This window comes from Streptomyces rubradiris (assembly GCF_016860525.1).
GTDB lineage: Bacteria > Actinomycetota > Actinomycetes > Streptomycetales > Streptomycetaceae > Streptomyces > Streptomyces rubradiris.
Map to the genome: position 1 here is coordinate 1 of NZ_BNEA01000017.1, position 14628 is coordinate 14628.

Below are 14628 nucleotides of genomic sequence, written 5' to 3' on the forward strand. Positions count from 1 at the left end.
GGCGGCGATCGACAAAGGCGAGTGCGATTTCGTCCACGACGTGTCCGCGAACGTCCCGCTGGGTGCGATCTGTGGCCTGATGGACGTGCCCGAGGCGGATCGCCGCTATCTGCTCGGGCTCACCTCGCACGCGTGGAGTTCCGACTACGCGGACGCCCCGCCGCAGGAGAGCTGGCAGGCCAAGAGCGAGATCCTGCTCTACTTCGCCGACCTGGCGCACACCCGGCGCGGCAGTGACGCCGACGACGTGGTCAGCCTGCTGGCCAACTGCCGCATCGGGGGCGGGCCGTTGAGCGACGCCGACCTGATGTCCAACTGCTACGGGCTGATGATCGGCGGCGACGAGACCGGACGGCATGCCATCTCCGGCGGTCTGCAGGCACTGATCGAGTGGCCGGACCAGTGGCGGGCGCTCAAGGAGGGCACCGTCGGCCTCGACACCGCCGCCAACGAGGTGCTGCGCTGGACCGTGCCGTCCCTGCACGGCGGACGCACGGCGTCCGGGGACACCACGGTGAACGGCCAGCCGGTCAAGAAGGGCGACATCGTCAGCGTCTGGATCTCCTCGGCCAACCGGGACCCCGAGGTCTTCGCCGACCCGGACCGCTTCCTCCTCGACCGCAGGCCGAACAAGCACCTGACCTTCGCCTTCGGCTCGCACCTCTGCCTGGGGCACACGCTGGCACGCATCGAAGTGGAGGAAATCCTCGACTCGTTGCGCACGCTCGTGTCGTGCGCGGAACAGACCGGGCCGGAGCGGTGGATCTACTCCAGCATCCTGCACGGCATGAGCTCCCTGCCGGTCACGCTGACGCCCGAGCCGGCGTGAACCGCGTCGCCATCGTCACCGGATCGGCCCGGGGCATCGGTGCCGCGGTGGCCGGCAGGCTGGTCGGGGACGGCATCGACGTCGCCGTCCTCGACGTGGACGTGACGGCCGCGCAGAGCACGGCCGCCGGCCTGGTCCGGGCGGGCGGCCGCGCCGGGGCCATCGGGGTCGACGTGAGCGACGCCGACGCGGTCAGCACGGCGGTCGACGAAGTCGTCGACCGGTTCGGGCCGCCCTGCATCCTGGTCAACAACGCCGGCATCACCCGGGACAACATGGTCTTCTCCCTCTCACCGGCCGACTGGGACCTGGTCATCAACGTGAACCTGCGCGGCACATTCCTGATGACGCACGCGGTCGCCGAGCACATGGCCAAGCTCGGCTGGGGCCGCGTGGTGAACCTGTCGAGCATCGCTGCGGTCGGCAACCCCGGCCAGGCCAACTATTCGGCGGCGAAAGCCGGAATCGAGGGCCTGACCAAGACGCTGGCCCTGGAACTCGGTCCGCTGAACGTCACAGTCAACGCCGTGGCGCCCGGCTACGTGGCCACCGAGATGACCGCGGCCCTGGCGGCGCAGGCCGGCCGGACGGCCGAGGAACACCAGGCGCAGGCCGCGGCGACGATCCCGCTGCGCCGGGTCGGCCGGCCGGAGGACATCGCCGACGTCGTGGCCTTCCTGGCCAGCGACCATGCCTCGTTCGTGTCCGGCCAGATCATCCATGTCGCCGGCGGACCGGTCTGCTGACCGGCTCCTCCGCCCGACCGCGCACCCCGAACACCGAACACCGATACGCCGATACGCCGAAGGCCGAAGGAGACTGCCCCCTGTGACCACCGTGCTCCTGCTCAACGGGCCCAACCTCGGAATACTCGGAGACCGCGAACCGGAGATCTACGGCTACGACACCGTCGACGACATCGCGAAATCCGTCGCCGACGAGGTGGCCGAGGCCGGCTGGCAGGTCGTCGCGATCCAGGACGACCACGAAGGAGGCCTGGTCCAGGCGGTGCACGCGCACCGCAGGTCGACCATCGGCGCGATCGTCAACCCCGGCGCGCTCATGATGGCCGGGTGGAGCCTGCGCGACGCGCTCGCCGCCTATCCCGCGCCGTGGATCGAGGTGCACCTGAGCAACGTCTGGGCCCGTGAGCGCTTCCGCCACGAATCGGTCCTGGCCCCGCTGGCCAGCGGGGTCGTCGTGGGTCTCGGCGCGTTCGGCTACCGCCTGGCCGCCCGGGCGCTGCTGGAGCTGTGCGGCCCCGATCCCACACACCAAAGCTAGGGAGGCACCCGCGATGCCGGAGTCATCGGCGCACCTGAGGGCCTGGCTGCGCCGCTTCAGCCCGGCCGGGGACGCGATGTCCCTCCTGGTCTGCCTGCCGCACGCGGGCGGATCGGCCAGTTTCTTCTTCCCGCTCGCGCGAGCGCTGGCCCCCGAGGTCGACGTACTGGCCGTGCAGTACCCGGGCCGGCAGGACCGCCATCACGAGCCGAGCATCGACAACCTCCCGGAACTGGCCGACCGGATCACCGACGCGGTGCGGCTCGTGGACGACCGGCCCCTCGCCCTGTTCGGACACAGCATGGGGGCGCTGCTGGCGTACGAGGTCGCCCTGCGGCTGGCCGCCGACGGGCTGCCCGCACCGTCCCGCCTGTTCGTCTCCGGGCGCCGGGCGCCGTCCCGGTACCGGGACGACCGGTTCCACCTGTCCTCGGACGGTGACGTCCTCGCCCACCTGCGCCGGCTCGGCGGTCCCGGTTCGACGGCACTCGACGACCCGGAGATCCGGGCGATGGCCCTCCCCCTCATCCGCAACGACTACCGTGCGGTGGAGACCTACCGGCATGATCCGTCCGCCGTCCTGGACTGCCCGGTCACCGTACTCACCGGCGACCGCGACGCACTGGTGAGCCCGGAGGAGGCGCACGCCTGGGCCGGGCACACGACCGGGCCGACCGACGTCGTGACACTGCCCGGCGGTCATTTCTACCTGGCCGACCAAAACGAGCAGGTCGTGGCGCTCCTTCGTCGGCGGCTCGCGGCCGTCACCGCGCAGCAGACACCGCGTCTGCGGTGAGGACGGTGAGGAGCGCTCGGTGCCGCGGATCCGCCCGCGGGCCCGCGCTTATCGAGCCCGGCGGCCTTCCTCCGTGCGTCATCTACGCGGCGGTGATGCGCCGTTGACGTCCCAGAGGGTCTGCGCGGCCGGGCGAAAGCCGCGTACCGTGGCTCTCCGTCAGGTTCTCAGTACTGTATGGCCGTTCGTTCGAACGTCGACCCGCCGATCCTCTGGAGGAGTCTTGTCCGTTCTTGTCACTGGTGCGTACGGCGATGTCGGCAGCCATGTGGTGGCCGGGCTGTTGTCTGCCGGAGTCCCGGTCCGCGGGACCAGCCGGACGCCGCGCACCGGCGAGTCGCCGGATGGCGTCGAGATGGTCCGCCTCGACCTGGACGAGCCGGAGACCTGGCCGGCGGCGCTCGACGGCGTCAAGAAGGTCTTCCTGTACGCCCATGCGGACCGTGTCGCCGATTTCGCCGGTGCGGCGCGGGCTGCCGGGGTGGAGCACATCGTGCTGCTGTCCTCGGCCGCCGTGGTCGATCCCGCCACCCGGCACAGCCGCAGCGCGGTGATGCACTCCGCGGTGGAGGAAGCGCTCCGGGAATCCGGGATCGCCTGGACGTTCCTGCGTCCCACCACCTTCGCCACGAAACAGCTTCACCTGGCGCCGGCGATCCGGTCCGGGGAAGTACTGCGGATTCCCTTCCTGCAAGCCCCCACCGCGTCGATCCACGAACGCGACATCGCCGACGCGGCGGTCTGCGCGCTGACCGGTGCCGGGCACGAGGGGAAGGGGTACTGGCTGACCGGGCCGCAGGCCCTGACGCAGCAGGAGCACATCGAGGTGATCGCAGCGGTGACCGGGCGGCCGATCGAGGTGGTCGACCTGGCTCCCGAGGACGCCGAGCCCAAGCTCCCGGAGTTCTTCATCCGGATCATGACCGAACTCATGAACAATCCGTGCGTCGTGACACCCGCCGTCGAGGAGATCACCGGAGTGCCGGCCCGCTCGTTCCGGCAGTGGGCCGAGGACCACATCAAGGACTTCAGCTGACCGCCCGGGGCCGCGGCCGGCTTCGCGGCCGGCGCGGTCATCATGCGATTTCGGCCGGGACTACTCACGTTGGTTATGGCTGTGCGCGGCGGCGCGGGCAAAACTGACCGGGCGCCTGGGTGGGGGGCAACCCGCGTACGCAGCCGAAGGGGACAGCATGACCGCGGTTTCTCTGCGTCTGAGAGATCAGTCGTATGAGGTGATCATTGGTCCGGGGGTGCGGACGGCGCTCGCCGGCGTCGTCCGGCGGCTGGGCGCCCAGCGAGCGGTCGTCGTGTCGGCTCGCCCACGGCCATGGGTGCCCGACACCGGGGTGCCCAGCCTGGTGCTGCCCGCGCTCGACGGCGAGCAGGGCAAGACCCTCGGTACGGTGGAGTCGTTGTGCGGTGAGTTCGCACGGTTCGGGCTGACCAGGTCCGACGTGGTGGTCTCGTGCGGCGGCGGTACCACCACGGATGTCGTCGGGCTGGCGGCCGCGCTGTACCACCGGGGCGTGCCGGTGGTTCATCTGCCGACCTCCCTGCTGGCCCAGGTGGATGCCGGCGTCGGCGGGAAGACGGCGGTGAACCTGCCCGCCGGCAAGAACCTGGTCGGCACGTACTGGCAGCCCAGCGCGGTGCTCTGCGACACTGACTACCTGTCGACCCTGCCGCGGCGGGAGATGCTCAGTGGCCTCGGCGAAATCGCCCGCTGCCACTTCATCGGGGCGCCGGACCTGCGGGGGCTGCCCCTGGCCGAGCAGATCACGGCCAGCGTGCGGCTCAAGGCCCGCATCGTGGAGGCGGACGAGCGGGACACCGGGATGCGGCACCTGCTCAACTACGGCCACACGCTGGGCCATGCGGTGGAGAGAGCGACGGGCTACGCGGTGCGGCACGGCGAGGCGGTGGCCATCGGAACGGTCTTCGCGGGACGGCTCGCCGGTGCTCTGGGCCGTATCGGGCAGGCCCGGGTGGCAGAGCATCACGACGTCGTCCGGCATTACGGGCTTCCCGCCGCACTGCCGGCCGAGGCCGGCACCGCCGCCCTGATGCGGTTGATGCGGCAGGACAAGAAGGCGGTCCGGGGACTCACCTTCGTCCTGGACGGCCCCAAGGGCGCGGAGCTGGTGAGCGACGTCCCGCCGGATGTGGTCGCGGGGGTGCTGGAGGGGATGCCGCGCACGTGCATGGCCGACCTCGTCGCTTCGTCGGGTGGGGCTGGTCGATGACGCATTTTCCCCCGCTGGACGGCCTTCTCGCCGGGCGGCTGGAAGCGGTGTTCCGCAAGCCGGCGGCGCAGCAGCCGGTGTGGCCCGATCCGGACCGGGCACGGGAGGCGGTGGCCGCGCTGAGCCGGGCCGAGCCGATCGTCGCGCCGGAGGAGACCGCGCGGCTGGCCCGCCGGCTCGCCGCAGTTGCCCGGGGCGAGGCGTTCTTGCTGCAGGGAGGGGACTGTGCGGAGACCTTCGCCGGCGGCACCGAGGCGCACCAGCGGGGCAATCTCCGGACGCTGACCGGTATGGCCGCGGTGCTCGTCCAGCGTGCCGGATTGCCCGTCGTCAGGGTCGCTCGCATGGCGGGGCAGTACGCCAAGCCGCGCTCCCAGGCCGTCGATGCCCTGGGGCTGCCCGTCTACCGCGGCGATATGGTCAACTCCGCCGAATCCACGCCCGCGGCCCGGACACCCGATCCCGGCCGGATGCTGCGGGCCCACGCCTGTGCCGCCCGCACCATGGGGCTTGTCCGCGCGTTCTGCCCGGGCGGCGCGGCCGGCAGCGAGATCTACGTCAGCCACGAGGCGCTGCTGCTCGACTACGAAAGGACGCAGCTGCGGGTCGACACCAGCGGGCCGGAGCCGCGTCTGTCCAGTGGGCTGGGGCACTTCCTGTGGATCGGCGAGCGCACCCGCCGGCTCGACGGCGCCCATCTCGCCTTCGCGGAGCTGCTGTCCAACCCCATCGGCGTCAAGATCGGTCCGTCGACGACCCCGGAGCAGGCGGTCGAGTATGTGCGCCGGCTCGACCCTCACGGTGAGCCTGGGCGGGTCACGCTGGTCAGCCGTATGGGGCACACCCGGGTCCGTGACGTTCTGCCTCCGATCGTGGAGAAGGTCACTGCCTCCGGCTCTCAGGTGATCTGGCAGTGCGATCCCATGCACGGCAACACCTACGTGTCGGCGAACGGCTACAAGACGCGCCATCTGCGTCAGATAGTCGACGAGGTCGCCGGTTTCTTCGAGGTGCATCGACGGCTGGGCACCCACCCCGGCGGCCTCCACGTGGAGATGACGGGCGATGACGTCACGGAATGTCTCGGTGGTGCCCCGGCCGTCGCGGAGGAGTGTCTGCCGGCCCGCTACGAGACGGCGTGTGATCCCCGCCTGAATGCCCGGCAGGCGATGGGGCTCGCCTGTTCGGTCGCGGAGATGGTCGCGGCGTCCCGGACGTAGCGAAGCGGTGCCGGGCTGCGGATCGTCGCACCCCGCCGTGCCGGTCCCGCCCGCCGGGGTGTACACCTTCTCGGCACCCGGCCGGGTGCGCGGACGGCCCTGTGCGCCGGCAGGGCCATGTCATGCGGGCCTGCCGCCTGTGAGCTGTCCGGCATTTCGCCGGCGTACCGGGAAAAGAGGCCGGCGGCCCCGTTGCAAGAGCGCGCACGACATGACGGGGGCGAGCCCGCCCGCGGGGCCCGCTCAGTAGGGGCGGACCTCGATGGGCAGCTTGCTGACGCCGATCATCTGCCAGGGGTTGCGCAGGGTGACGGGGGCGTCGTCGCGCACGCGGATGTCACGGTAGCGCTCCAGCATGAGGCGTATCACGGTCCGTGTCTCCAGCCGTGCCAGTGGTGCGCCCAGGCAGTGGTGTATGCCCTTGCCGAACGACAGGTGCGGATTGGGCTTGCGGAGGATGTCGAACCGGTTCGGGTCGGCGAAGACGCGGTCGTCGCGGTTCGCGGCGGTCAGCCACACCAGGACGACCGCGCCGGCCGGGATGTGCCGGCCGCCGAGTTCGGTGTCCTTCGTCGTCTGCCGGGCCGAACGCGGGAAGGGCGGACGGAAGCGCACCGACTCCTCGATCGCGGCCGGGATCAGCGCCGGGTCGGCCCGCAGCTGGTCCCACCCGTGGGGGTTCTCGCCGAGCGCGAGAACCGTGTTGCCCAGGGTGGCGGTGGTGGTGTGGTGGCCGGCGACCAGCAGGTTGAGGAAACCGAGGGCCTCCTCCTCGTCCAGCCGCGCCCCGTCGGCCTCGACCGTCATGAGCCTTCCGGCCAGGTCGTCGCTGGGGTTTTCACGGCGGGCGCGGAGGATGTCCAGGAGGTACTGGTTCAGCTCGTGCAACAGCGGCGCGACGTTGTTCGCCGCGTTTTCCTTCTGGCCGTCCAGCGACTCCTCCGCGTCGTAGCTCTGCACCTCGACGAACCGGTCGGACAGGTTCCGGATGAAGGCGCGGTCGTCTTCGGGGATGCCGAGCAGTTCGGTCATGACCAGGAACGGCAGCGGGTGGCCCAGTTCTTTGATGAAGTCCCACCGGCCGCCGCGGGCGTCGGCGGCATCGAGCAGCTGCGTGGCCAGTTCGGCGATGCGCGGCTCGAGGTCGGCGATCATTTTCGGAGTGAACGCCTTGCTGACCAGGCCGCGCAGCCGGCGGTGTTCAGGGTCGTCGGCCCGGACGAAGTTGCCCTTGTTGGACAGCTCGAAGTCTTCTTGTTTCGGCGCCAGCGGGGCGACCTCGGAGGAGAACGTCACCGGGTCGGTCTGCACCTGCTGGGTGTCGTGGTAACCGAGCACGTGCCACGCCTTGATCTTCTCGTCGAAATGCACGCCTCCACGCGCCCGCAGCCCGTCGAGATAGGCGAGGAAGTTGGACAGTGTCCGTTCGGACTGGCTCACACTCATGAAGGGTCACCTTTGTCGTACGGCCCGGGAAGCGCGGTGTTCACTGGTCGAAGTCTGGCGACGGCTTGTGGCGGGGCGGTGGCAGCTCCGGCAAGGGCGGCAGGCCGCGGCGTGCCGGATTCCGTGGCCGTGATCAGCAGAACTCGGGGAGCCGGGCCGCGATGTCCGCGGGGCTCGGCATGGTGGCGATCTCCTCGGCGATGGCCTTGGCCGCCTGTCTGGCCCCGGGATCGGCCAGCAGCCCGCCGGCTGCCTCGGTGACGGCCGCGGCGGAGACGACATCGCAGCGGCGCCGGTCCTCCCATCGTTGGACCCCCTCGGGCAGCAGCCGCCTGCCGGCACCGGCCGCCGCGACCGCGCCGGCGTTGAGGAACCCGTCGAATCCGATGGGCAGGAACAGTTGCGGTACCCCGGAACCGGCCGCGCCGAGGGTGGTTGCGGAACCGCCGTGGTGCACCGCGAGATCGGCCAGTGACAGCAGTTCCGCCTGCGGCACCCACTGCTTGAGGTGCACATGAGCGGGCAGGGCAGGGAAATCGGCCAGCGAAATGTTCGGCCCGGCCGCCACCACCACCTCGGCGTCCAGGGCGGACAGCCCGTCGACGGCGGCGCGCAGGGCGGCAGCGGTGCCGAGAACGGTGCCCAGCGTCAGGTAGACCAGCGGCCGTTTCCGTCCGGCCAGGACGATCTGCGGCAGCTCACCGGATTCGTTGAAGGGCACCGGGCGCAGCAACATCCGTTCCGGACGGTCCACAAACGACGTTTCCTGCAGCGGGTCCGGATAGATGTCCAGGTACCGGTCACCGAGGAGGTACTGCCCCTCGGGCAGTTCCACACCGTTCTCGGCAGCGACCGCGCGCAGCAGCTGCATGCCGCGCCGCTGCCACCGGTCTGCCGGGTCGATCGCCTCCGCCCGGGCGTTGGCGTGGCATACGGCGGGAATGCCCGCGCGGTGTGCCGCGAGCCCGGCTCCCGGGTTACCGGCCTGGTACACCACCAGGTCGGGCCGCTGTGCCCGCAGCACGGGCAGCAGGTCGGCGGCGAACCGGCGGGGCAGTATCTCGTTTAACACCCGGACCGCGGGCTCGAGCCATTCCTCCGGCGGCACTTGCCCGTTCGTCCCGTCCGTCCCTGCTAAGGCGGCGGCGAAGGCATCCCGGATCGGCATCCCGGCCGGCACGGTACAAAATCCGAGCCCTCGCAGCAGCGGGTGGAATCTCTCACCCGTGGCATACAGGACGTCATGGCCGGCCTGCCGGGCGGCTAGGGCCAGCGGCAGCAAAGGGTGGGTGTGGCCATAACCGGGATGGCTGGAGAAAAGGATCTTCATGGCATCCGCAAAGGCATGATTCTGGACCTCGGCAACCGTTGATCTGTTTTTCCGAACAGGTACCTGGACAGCTGAACCGGGCTGGCTCGCGGCTGAGTTCAGACTAGCCAGCGGTGTCGCGGCGCCCATCCCTCAGATTGACTGCGCGTGGCCGCCGCGCATGAGCGGCGTCCGTGCGCCGCTGTCCCGCGTGAAGAATGCCGCCCGGCGGGGCGTGAGCACCGGGCGCAGGGCGGACGACTACTCACTCAGCCAGCTGCCGGGCCCGGCGCGGCGGGTGTAGGAAAACAGTCATGAAATTCCGAGTACTCGGTCCCTTCGAGAGTTCGATAGACGGCACGCCGAGCACACCCAGCGCGACCCGGGTGCGCTGGACGCTTGCCCTGCTGCTGCTGCGGGCCAACCAGGTGGTCGACCGGGGCTGCATCATCCAGGAACTGTGGGGGGAGAACCCCCCGCGCCGGGCGGTCACCGCGGCGCAGACGTACATCTATCACTTGCGCAAGATGTACCTGCGGTGCGCCGGCCGGCCCGGTGAGGGCGAGTTCATCGAGACCCGCCCGCCGGGTTACCTGCTGCGGTGCGAGGAGTCGGAGATCGACGCGTTCGTCTTCGAGCGGCTCAGTGCGGAAGGTGCCGCCGCCTACGCCGCGGGCGACGCGGAGCGGGCGGCCCGCCGTCTGCGGCAGGCGCTCGCGCTGTGGCGCGGCCGGGTGCTCGCCGACATCACCGCGGGCCCGGTGCTGACCCCGCACATCCGGAAGCTGGAGGAGGTGCGCACCCGGACGGTCCGCACCCGGATCCTGGCCGACCTGCGGCTCGGCCGGCACCACGAACTCATCCCCGAGCTGCGGCTGGCCGCGGCCGAGCATCCCTTCGACGAGTGGTTCCACGAACAGCTGATGATCGCCCTGAGCGAGGCGGGCCGGCGCGCGGAAGCCCTGGACGCCTACCGCGAACTGCGGCGCACGCTGGACCAGAACCTGGGCATCGAACCGTCGCACACGCTCCAGCAGCTCCAGCACGATGTGCTCGTGGGCGCCGTGCGCCGCCCGGACCGGGCCAAGGAGGCCGTAGCGCACGGGGCGGCACACGGCCGCGCCGGACAGCGACACCGCAGGCGAGGGCCGGAAGGCCAGGCCAGGGCGAAGGAGGCCCAGTCATGACCGGTCAGGTGCACCGGCGTTACGGCCCGAGCGCGCAGTGGCTGCACATCAACGAGGCGCACATCACCGAGGAGGCCGTGGCCGACCTCGCCGGGTTCAAGTCGAACGGGGTCAACTTCAAGCTGGCGCTGTGGAACCCGCAGCCCAACGGCGTGCGCTACCTCAAGGCCCTCACCTTCGCCCTGGGCATGCAGCTCAGCCCCGCCAACAGGGAGCGGCTGCAGCGCACACGCAACCGGGAGGTCGGCGACCCCTATGCGGTGCGCTGCAACGGCGAACCGGTGTGCCTGGACTATCTGCAGGCGGTGCACGAGGTCGAGTTCATGGCGGCGAACCTGCCCCTCGACGGCGCCCGCATCATGGAGATCGGCGCCGGCTACGGCCGGACCTGTCACACCCTGCTGTCCAACCACGAGGTCGCCGGATACACGATCGTCGATCTGCCGAACACGCTCGCCCTGTCGCGCCGGTACCTGCACACCGTGCTGGAGCCGGAGCAGTTCGCGAAGATCCGTTTCGTGGGCGTCGACGAGGTGGAGGAGCAGGTGCGCGGCGCCCGCTTCGATCTGTGCCTGAACATCGACTCGTTCGCCGAGATGGACCCCGGCACCGTAGGGGACTACCTCGCGCTCATCGACGCGACCTGCGCGCACTTCTACGTCAACAACCCGGTCGGCAAGTACATCGACAAGACGCTGGATGGCCACTCGCAGGGCGCCGCCGTGGTGGAGCTGGCGCTCAACAGCGGGCTGCTGCGCGACGTCATCGACATCCACGACAGCGAGGCGGTGCTGCAGAAGGTGCCCGCTTTCGTGTCCGCCTACCGGCCCGGCCCGCGGTGGCAGTGCGTGGCGCGGGAACGCGCGGTGTCGTGGAGTTACTACTGGCAGGCCCTGTACCGCGCCGGGGCGGTGCCGCGGTGACGGCCGCGGGGGACGGCGGTCACCGGCCGCTGATCGTGGTGCTGGGCGGTTCGGGCTTCATCGGCGCCGCAGTCGTCGAAGCCCTCGCCCGGCGCCCGGTCCGGCTGCGCACCGTCGGCCGCCGCCCGCAGCCGGTGCCGGCCGGCGCGGTGGCCGACATCGAGACGGTGTGCGCCGACCTCACCGGCCGCGCCGCGCTCGAAGCGGCGGTGGCCGGCGCGGACACGGTGGTCCATCTGCTGATGCACACCGCCGACTGGCGTGAGGCCGCGGGCAACCCGGCCGCCGAAGAAGTGAACGTCGGTGTGATGCGCGACCTCGTCGGCCTGCTCGGCAACACCCGCCGGCCGCCCGCCGTCCTGTTCGCGGGCTCCACCTCGCAGGCCGGCCTGCCCGAGCGGATGCCCATCGACGGCAGCGAACCCGACCGGCCCACGACCGCCTACGACCGGCACAAGCACACAGCCGAGCAGATACTCAAGGCCGCCGACGCCGCCGGGCTGGTCCGCGGCGTCTCCCTGCGGCTGCCCACCGTGTACGGGGACAGCCCGCGGGGACGGCTGACCGGCCGCGGCGTGGTCTGCACCATGGTGCGCAAGGCTTTCGCCGGCGAGGAACTCACCCTGTGGAACGACGGCACCGTCGAACGCGACCTGCTGTACGTGCACGACGCCGCGGACGCCTTCCTCGCCGGGATCGACCACGCCCAGGTGCTCGCGGGCCGGCACTGGCTGCTGGGCACCGGCCGCGGCGTGCCCCTGGGCGATGTCCTGCGGACGATCGCCGACCTGGTCGGCGCCCACCTGGGGCGGCCGCCGGTGCCCGTCGTGTGCCTGCCGCCGCCCGACTTCGCCACGGCCACCGACATGCACAGCGTCACGATCGACTCCTCAAGGTTCCGGGCGGCCACCGGCTGGCGCCCCCGGGTGCCGCTGCACCTCGCGCTGCGGCGCTGCGTCGAGGCGTTCGCCCACAGCGCCCGATAGCGCCGCCGGCCTACAACAGCCCCTCCAGCAGCCCCACGACCGCGAGCAGCGTACGCGCCTGCATGTTCAGGTAGTGGCCATGCCGGGCCAGCGAATGCAGCTGGCCGGGAGTGACCCAGGCGAACCCGGGCGGCGGCTCGGCACCCGCCTCCGCCTCGGTGGCCGCCACCAGCAGGCAGCGGCTGACCGCGTTGTGGAAACGGCCGCCCTCGTCCGAGTGCAGCGCCGCGTAGCGGATCCGGTCCGCTCCCGCACGGCGCACCAGATCAAGGAACGGCGGCTGCTCCCGCTCCGGCAGATGGGCATAGTTCTGCGGGGTGCACTGCACCGTCGGCCCGAGTTCGACGGTGTCGAGGAGGCCCCCCTCCGCCCGGGCGTGGACCAGCAGGTGCACCACCCCGGCGAAGCGGCGGACCAGGAACGCGCACAAACCCACGCCGACCGGCTCCAGCAGCGGCTGCATCCACGAGGTCACCTCACGGTTGCCGGCGACGACGGACACCCCGCCGACCCGGAAATACCGGTTGTCGACGTGGCGGATGTGGTCCTCGGTGCGCACCCAGTCGCTCACCTCGGCCAGCGGGATACGCCGGGCCCGCACCTCGTGCCGGGCCCGCTCGTTGGTGAACCACGACAGCACATCGGTGTCCGAGCGCACCGCGCCCGCCTCCGCGGGCGCCATCGGCGCACAGGCCAGGACACTGCGCGCGTCCATGTTCACGACATGGTCACGGCGCAGCAGGCTGCCGATCTGTCCCAGCGTGAGCCAGCAGAAGTCCTCGTCCGGCCGCACCTCGTCGAACGTCTCGATGATCATGTTGCGGTTGGACTTGCACAAAAACCAGGAACCGTGCTCCGACTGCAGCACATCGGCGACCACCCGGCCCCTTCCCGGCCGCGTGAAGTACTCCAGGTACTTCACATCGGCGCCCCGGTGCACACCGGTGTAATTGCTGTAGGTGGCCTGCACGGTCGGCGAGAGCTGCAGCAGGCCGGGATTACCGGGCTCCATCTTGGCCTGCATCAAAAAGTGCAGGACACCGTCGAACTCCTTGGCCAGAATGCCGAGGATCCCCACCTCGGGCTGCACGATGATCGGCTGCTGCCACGCCCGGCCGTCGATCGCGACATCCAGCCCCTCCACGCTGAAGAACCGCCCGCTGCGGTGCACGACATTGCCGCTTCCCGGTTCGAACGACCAGCCGTCGATCTTCTCAAGCGGCACCCGCTCGACGGTGAAGCGGTGCGCCTGGCGGCGCCCGGCGAGCCAGGCGTCGACGTCCTGGGTCCGCATGCCCGTACCGGCCACGACGGCCCGCCGGGAACGCTCCAGCCGTGCGGGCAGCCGGGTGTCATCCCGCGCTGCCAGCTGTGTCGCGGTCGTCATGCTCGATCCCTTCGATACGAGGTCCGCCAGCGCACCGCGCGCAGCGCGGTGACACCCGCCCTCACCTGGTCAGCCGGGCCACGGCCGGGCCGGTACGCTCGTCGCTCGCGGTGACGGCGGGCCGGGCGGGCCGGCGCCGGCCCGCCCGTAGACCGCTCCCCGCACGGCCGGGACGCCCCCGCCGGCGAGGAACATGGCGGTGCCCCGGCACGACCCGTCCCGGGCAACCGACACATACAGCCCGGCGGGCGAGTGATCCGCCCGCCCCGCGCCCGCGATGCGGGGTGGACGGGCGGGCGCGGCAGCATGCGCGGTGCTCTTCCTGCGGCTCGGTGTGCGGGCCGCCGACCGCCGCCGCGGCCGACGCGGCCGCCGCGGCGGCGATCGGTGCGGGCAGGACGAACCCGGAAGAACGCTGATCACGACGCACTGCGGTCCTCGGCCGAGGAGGTGGCAGGTGCCGTGACCCGCAGCCGGCCGTTGGATATCTCACCGGTGACCGGTGGCCCTCCCCGCACGACGGAGCCGCCCAGGAGAATCGAGTCCCGCACGACGGCTTTGCGCACCCGGCACTGCGGCCCGAGGGCGACATACGGGCCCAGGACGCTGTCCTCGACCACGCTGCCCGCGCCGAGGACGAGCGGCCCGCGCAGCACGGAGCGGGTCACCCGCGCACCGCTCTCCACCGTCACATCGCCGTGCACGACACTCGCCGCGTCGACCACACCGGCGATGTTCGGAGGTAACCCGTCCAGCAGCAGCCGATTGCAGGCCAGCAGGCCCTCGACCGTGCCGGTGTCCTTCCACAGGCCGGTGAAAGGCTGCGCGGAGACGGTACCCCCCGCATCGATCAGGTACTGGATCGCGTCGGTGATCTCCAGTTCACCGCGCGGGCTGGGACTGATCCGGTCTACTGCGGCACAGATCTCCGGCGTGAAGAAGTAGACACCCATGATCGCCAGATCGCTCGGCGGGCAAGGCGACTTCTCCACCACCGCACGGACATTGCCGTCCA

The 14628-nt window shown here is 71.1% G+C and carries 14 protein-coding genes; 10 read left to right on the plus strand and 4 right to left on the minus strand.

Annotated features, from left to right (window positions below; genetic code table 11):
• The 7 genes from Srubr_RS39210 to Srubr_RS39240 all read left to right on the plus strand — a co-directional run.
• Positions 1-829, plus strand: an 829-nt coding sequence (locus Srubr_RS39210; RefSeq protein ID WP_203855096.1) for a cytochrome P450, incomplete at its 5' end; no start/stop codon positions are given.
• Entirely contained in the window at positions 826-1575 is a 750-nt protein-coding gene (fabG, locus tag Srubr_RS39215) for a 3-oxoacyl-ACP reductase FabG (protein ID WP_189999750.1), read from the plus strand. The genes Srubr_RS39210 and fabG, both read left to right, overlap by 4 nt.
• 82 nt (positions 1576-1657) lie before the next feature.
• Complete coding sequence (locus Srubr_RS39220; protein WP_189999751.1) at positions 1658-2113, plus strand: type II 3-dehydroquinate dehydratase; 456 nt, start codon at positions 1658-1660, stop codon at positions 2111-2113.
• Between the two features lie 13 nt (positions 2114-2126).
• A complete protein-coding gene (locus tag Srubr_RS39225) occupies positions 2127-2909 on the plus strand; it encodes a thioesterase II family protein (protein ID WP_189999752.1) in 783 nt (260 codons plus the stop codon).
• Between the two features lie 223 nt (positions 2910-3132).
• Entirely contained in the window at positions 3133-3945 is an 813-nt protein-coding gene (locus tag Srubr_RS39230; protein WP_189999753.1) for an NAD(P)H-binding protein, read from the plus strand.
• A gap of 157 nt (positions 3946-4102) precedes the next feature.
• A complete protein-coding gene (locus Srubr_RS39235) occupies positions 4103-5155 on the plus strand; it encodes a 3-dehydroquinate synthase family protein (RefSeq protein WP_189999754.1) in 1053 nt (350 codons plus the stop codon).
• The gene (locus tag Srubr_RS39240) at positions 5152-6375 is read left to right on the plus strand and encodes a 3-deoxy-7-phosphoheptulonate synthase (RefSeq protein ID WP_189999755.1); all 1224 of its coding nucleotides are present in this window, start codon (positions 5152-5154) and stop codon (positions 6373-6375) included. Before Srubr_RS39235 ends, Srubr_RS39240 begins: the two co-directional genes overlap by 4 nt.
• A 243-nt stretch (positions 6376-6618) precedes the next feature.
• Here the strand turns inward: Srubr_RS39240 and Srubr_RS39245 are convergent, their stop codons facing one another.
• Together Srubr_RS39245 and Srubr_RS39250 are read right to left on the minus strand one after the other, a co-directional pair.
• Positions 6619-7821 carry a cytochrome P450 gene (locus Srubr_RS39245; protein ID WP_189999756.1) on the minus strand — a complete coding sequence of 401 codons (1203 nt, stop codon included), beginning with the start codon at positions 7819-7821 and terminating at the stop codon, positions 6619-6621.
• A gap of 133 nt (positions 7822-7954) precedes the next feature.
• Entirely contained in the window at positions 7955-9280 is a 1326-nt protein-coding gene (locus Srubr_RS39250; protein WP_203855097.1) for a glycosyltransferase, read from the minus strand.
• A 164-nt stretch (positions 9281-9444) separates the two neighbouring features.
• Between Srubr_RS39250 and Srubr_RS39255 the strand changes: the two genes are divergently transcribed.
• From Srubr_RS39255 to Srubr_RS39265, 3 genes are read left to right on the plus strand one after another with little or no spacing between them, the layout of a single operon-like run.
• Positions 9445-10317, plus strand: coding sequence for an AfsR/SARP family transcriptional regulator (locus Srubr_RS39255; RefSeq protein ID WP_189999757.1), 873 nt, complete (start codon positions 9445-9447; stop codon positions 10315-10317).
• Entirely contained in the window at positions 10314-11240 is a 927-nt protein-coding gene (locus tag Srubr_RS39260; RefSeq protein WP_189999758.1) for a putative sugar O-methyltransferase, read from the plus strand. Before Srubr_RS39255 ends, Srubr_RS39260 begins: the two co-directional genes overlap by 4 nt.
• Positions 11237-12226 (plus strand): NAD-dependent epimerase/dehydratase family protein, encoded by a 990-nt coding sequence (locus tag Srubr_RS39265; protein ID WP_203855018.1) that lies wholly within the window; start codon positions 11237-11239, stop codon positions 12224-12226. Before Srubr_RS39260 ends, Srubr_RS39265 begins: the two co-directional genes overlap by 4 nt.
• 10 nt (positions 12227-12236) lie before the next feature.
• Here Srubr_RS39265 and Srubr_RS39270 read toward each other — a convergent pair whose 3' ends face one another.
• Together Srubr_RS39270 and Srubr_RS39275 are read right to left on the minus strand one after the other, a co-directional pair.
• The gene (locus Srubr_RS39270) at positions 12237-13613 is read right to left on the minus strand and encodes an NDP-hexose 2,3-dehydratase family protein (RefSeq protein WP_189999759.1); all 1377 of its coding nucleotides are present in this window, start codon (positions 13611-13613) and stop codon (positions 12237-12239) included.
• A gap of 419 nt (positions 13614-14032) precedes the next feature.
• Positions 14033-14628 (minus strand): sugar phosphate nucleotidyltransferase (locus Srubr_RS39275; RefSeq protein ID WP_268987387.1); only part of this gene is annotated, 596 nt, incomplete at its 5' end.

What these genes read in the sequence shown, in the direction of transcription:
- Srubr_RS39240 (WP_189999755.1), top strand. Translation starts at nt 5,152, where the DNA reads ATGACGCATTTTCCCCCGCTGGACGGCCTTCTCGCCGGGCGGCTGGAA.
- Srubr_RS39225 (WP_189999752.1), top strand. Translation starts at nt 2,127, where the DNA reads ATGCCGGAGTCATCGGCGCACCTGAGGGCCTGGCTGCGCCGCTTCAGC.
- Srubr_RS39250 (WP_203855097.1), bottom strand. Translation starts at nt 9,280, where the DNA reads ATGGGCGCCGCGACACCGCTGGCTAGTCTGAACTCAGCCGCGAGCCAG.
- Srubr_RS39270 (WP_189999759.1), bottom strand. Translation starts at nt 13,613, where the DNA reads ATGACGACCGCGACACAGCTGGCAGCGCGGGATGACACCCGGCTGCCC.
- Srubr_RS39260 (WP_189999758.1), top strand. Translation starts at nt 10,314, where the DNA reads ATGACCGGTCAGGTGCACCGGCGTTACGGCCCGAGCGCGCAGTGGCTG.
- Srubr_RS39255 (WP_189999757.1), top strand. Translation starts at nt 9,445, where the DNA reads ATGAAATTCCGAGTACTCGGTCCCTTCGAGAGTTCGATAGACGGCACG.
- Srubr_RS39235 (WP_189999754.1), top strand. Translation starts at nt 4,103, where the DNA reads ATGACCGCGGTTTCTCTGCGTCTGAGAGATCAGTCGTATGAGGTGATC.
- Srubr_RS39245 (WP_189999756.1), bottom strand. Translation starts at nt 7,821, where the DNA reads ATGAGTGTGAGCCAGTCCGAACGGACACTGTCCAACTTCCTCGCCTAT.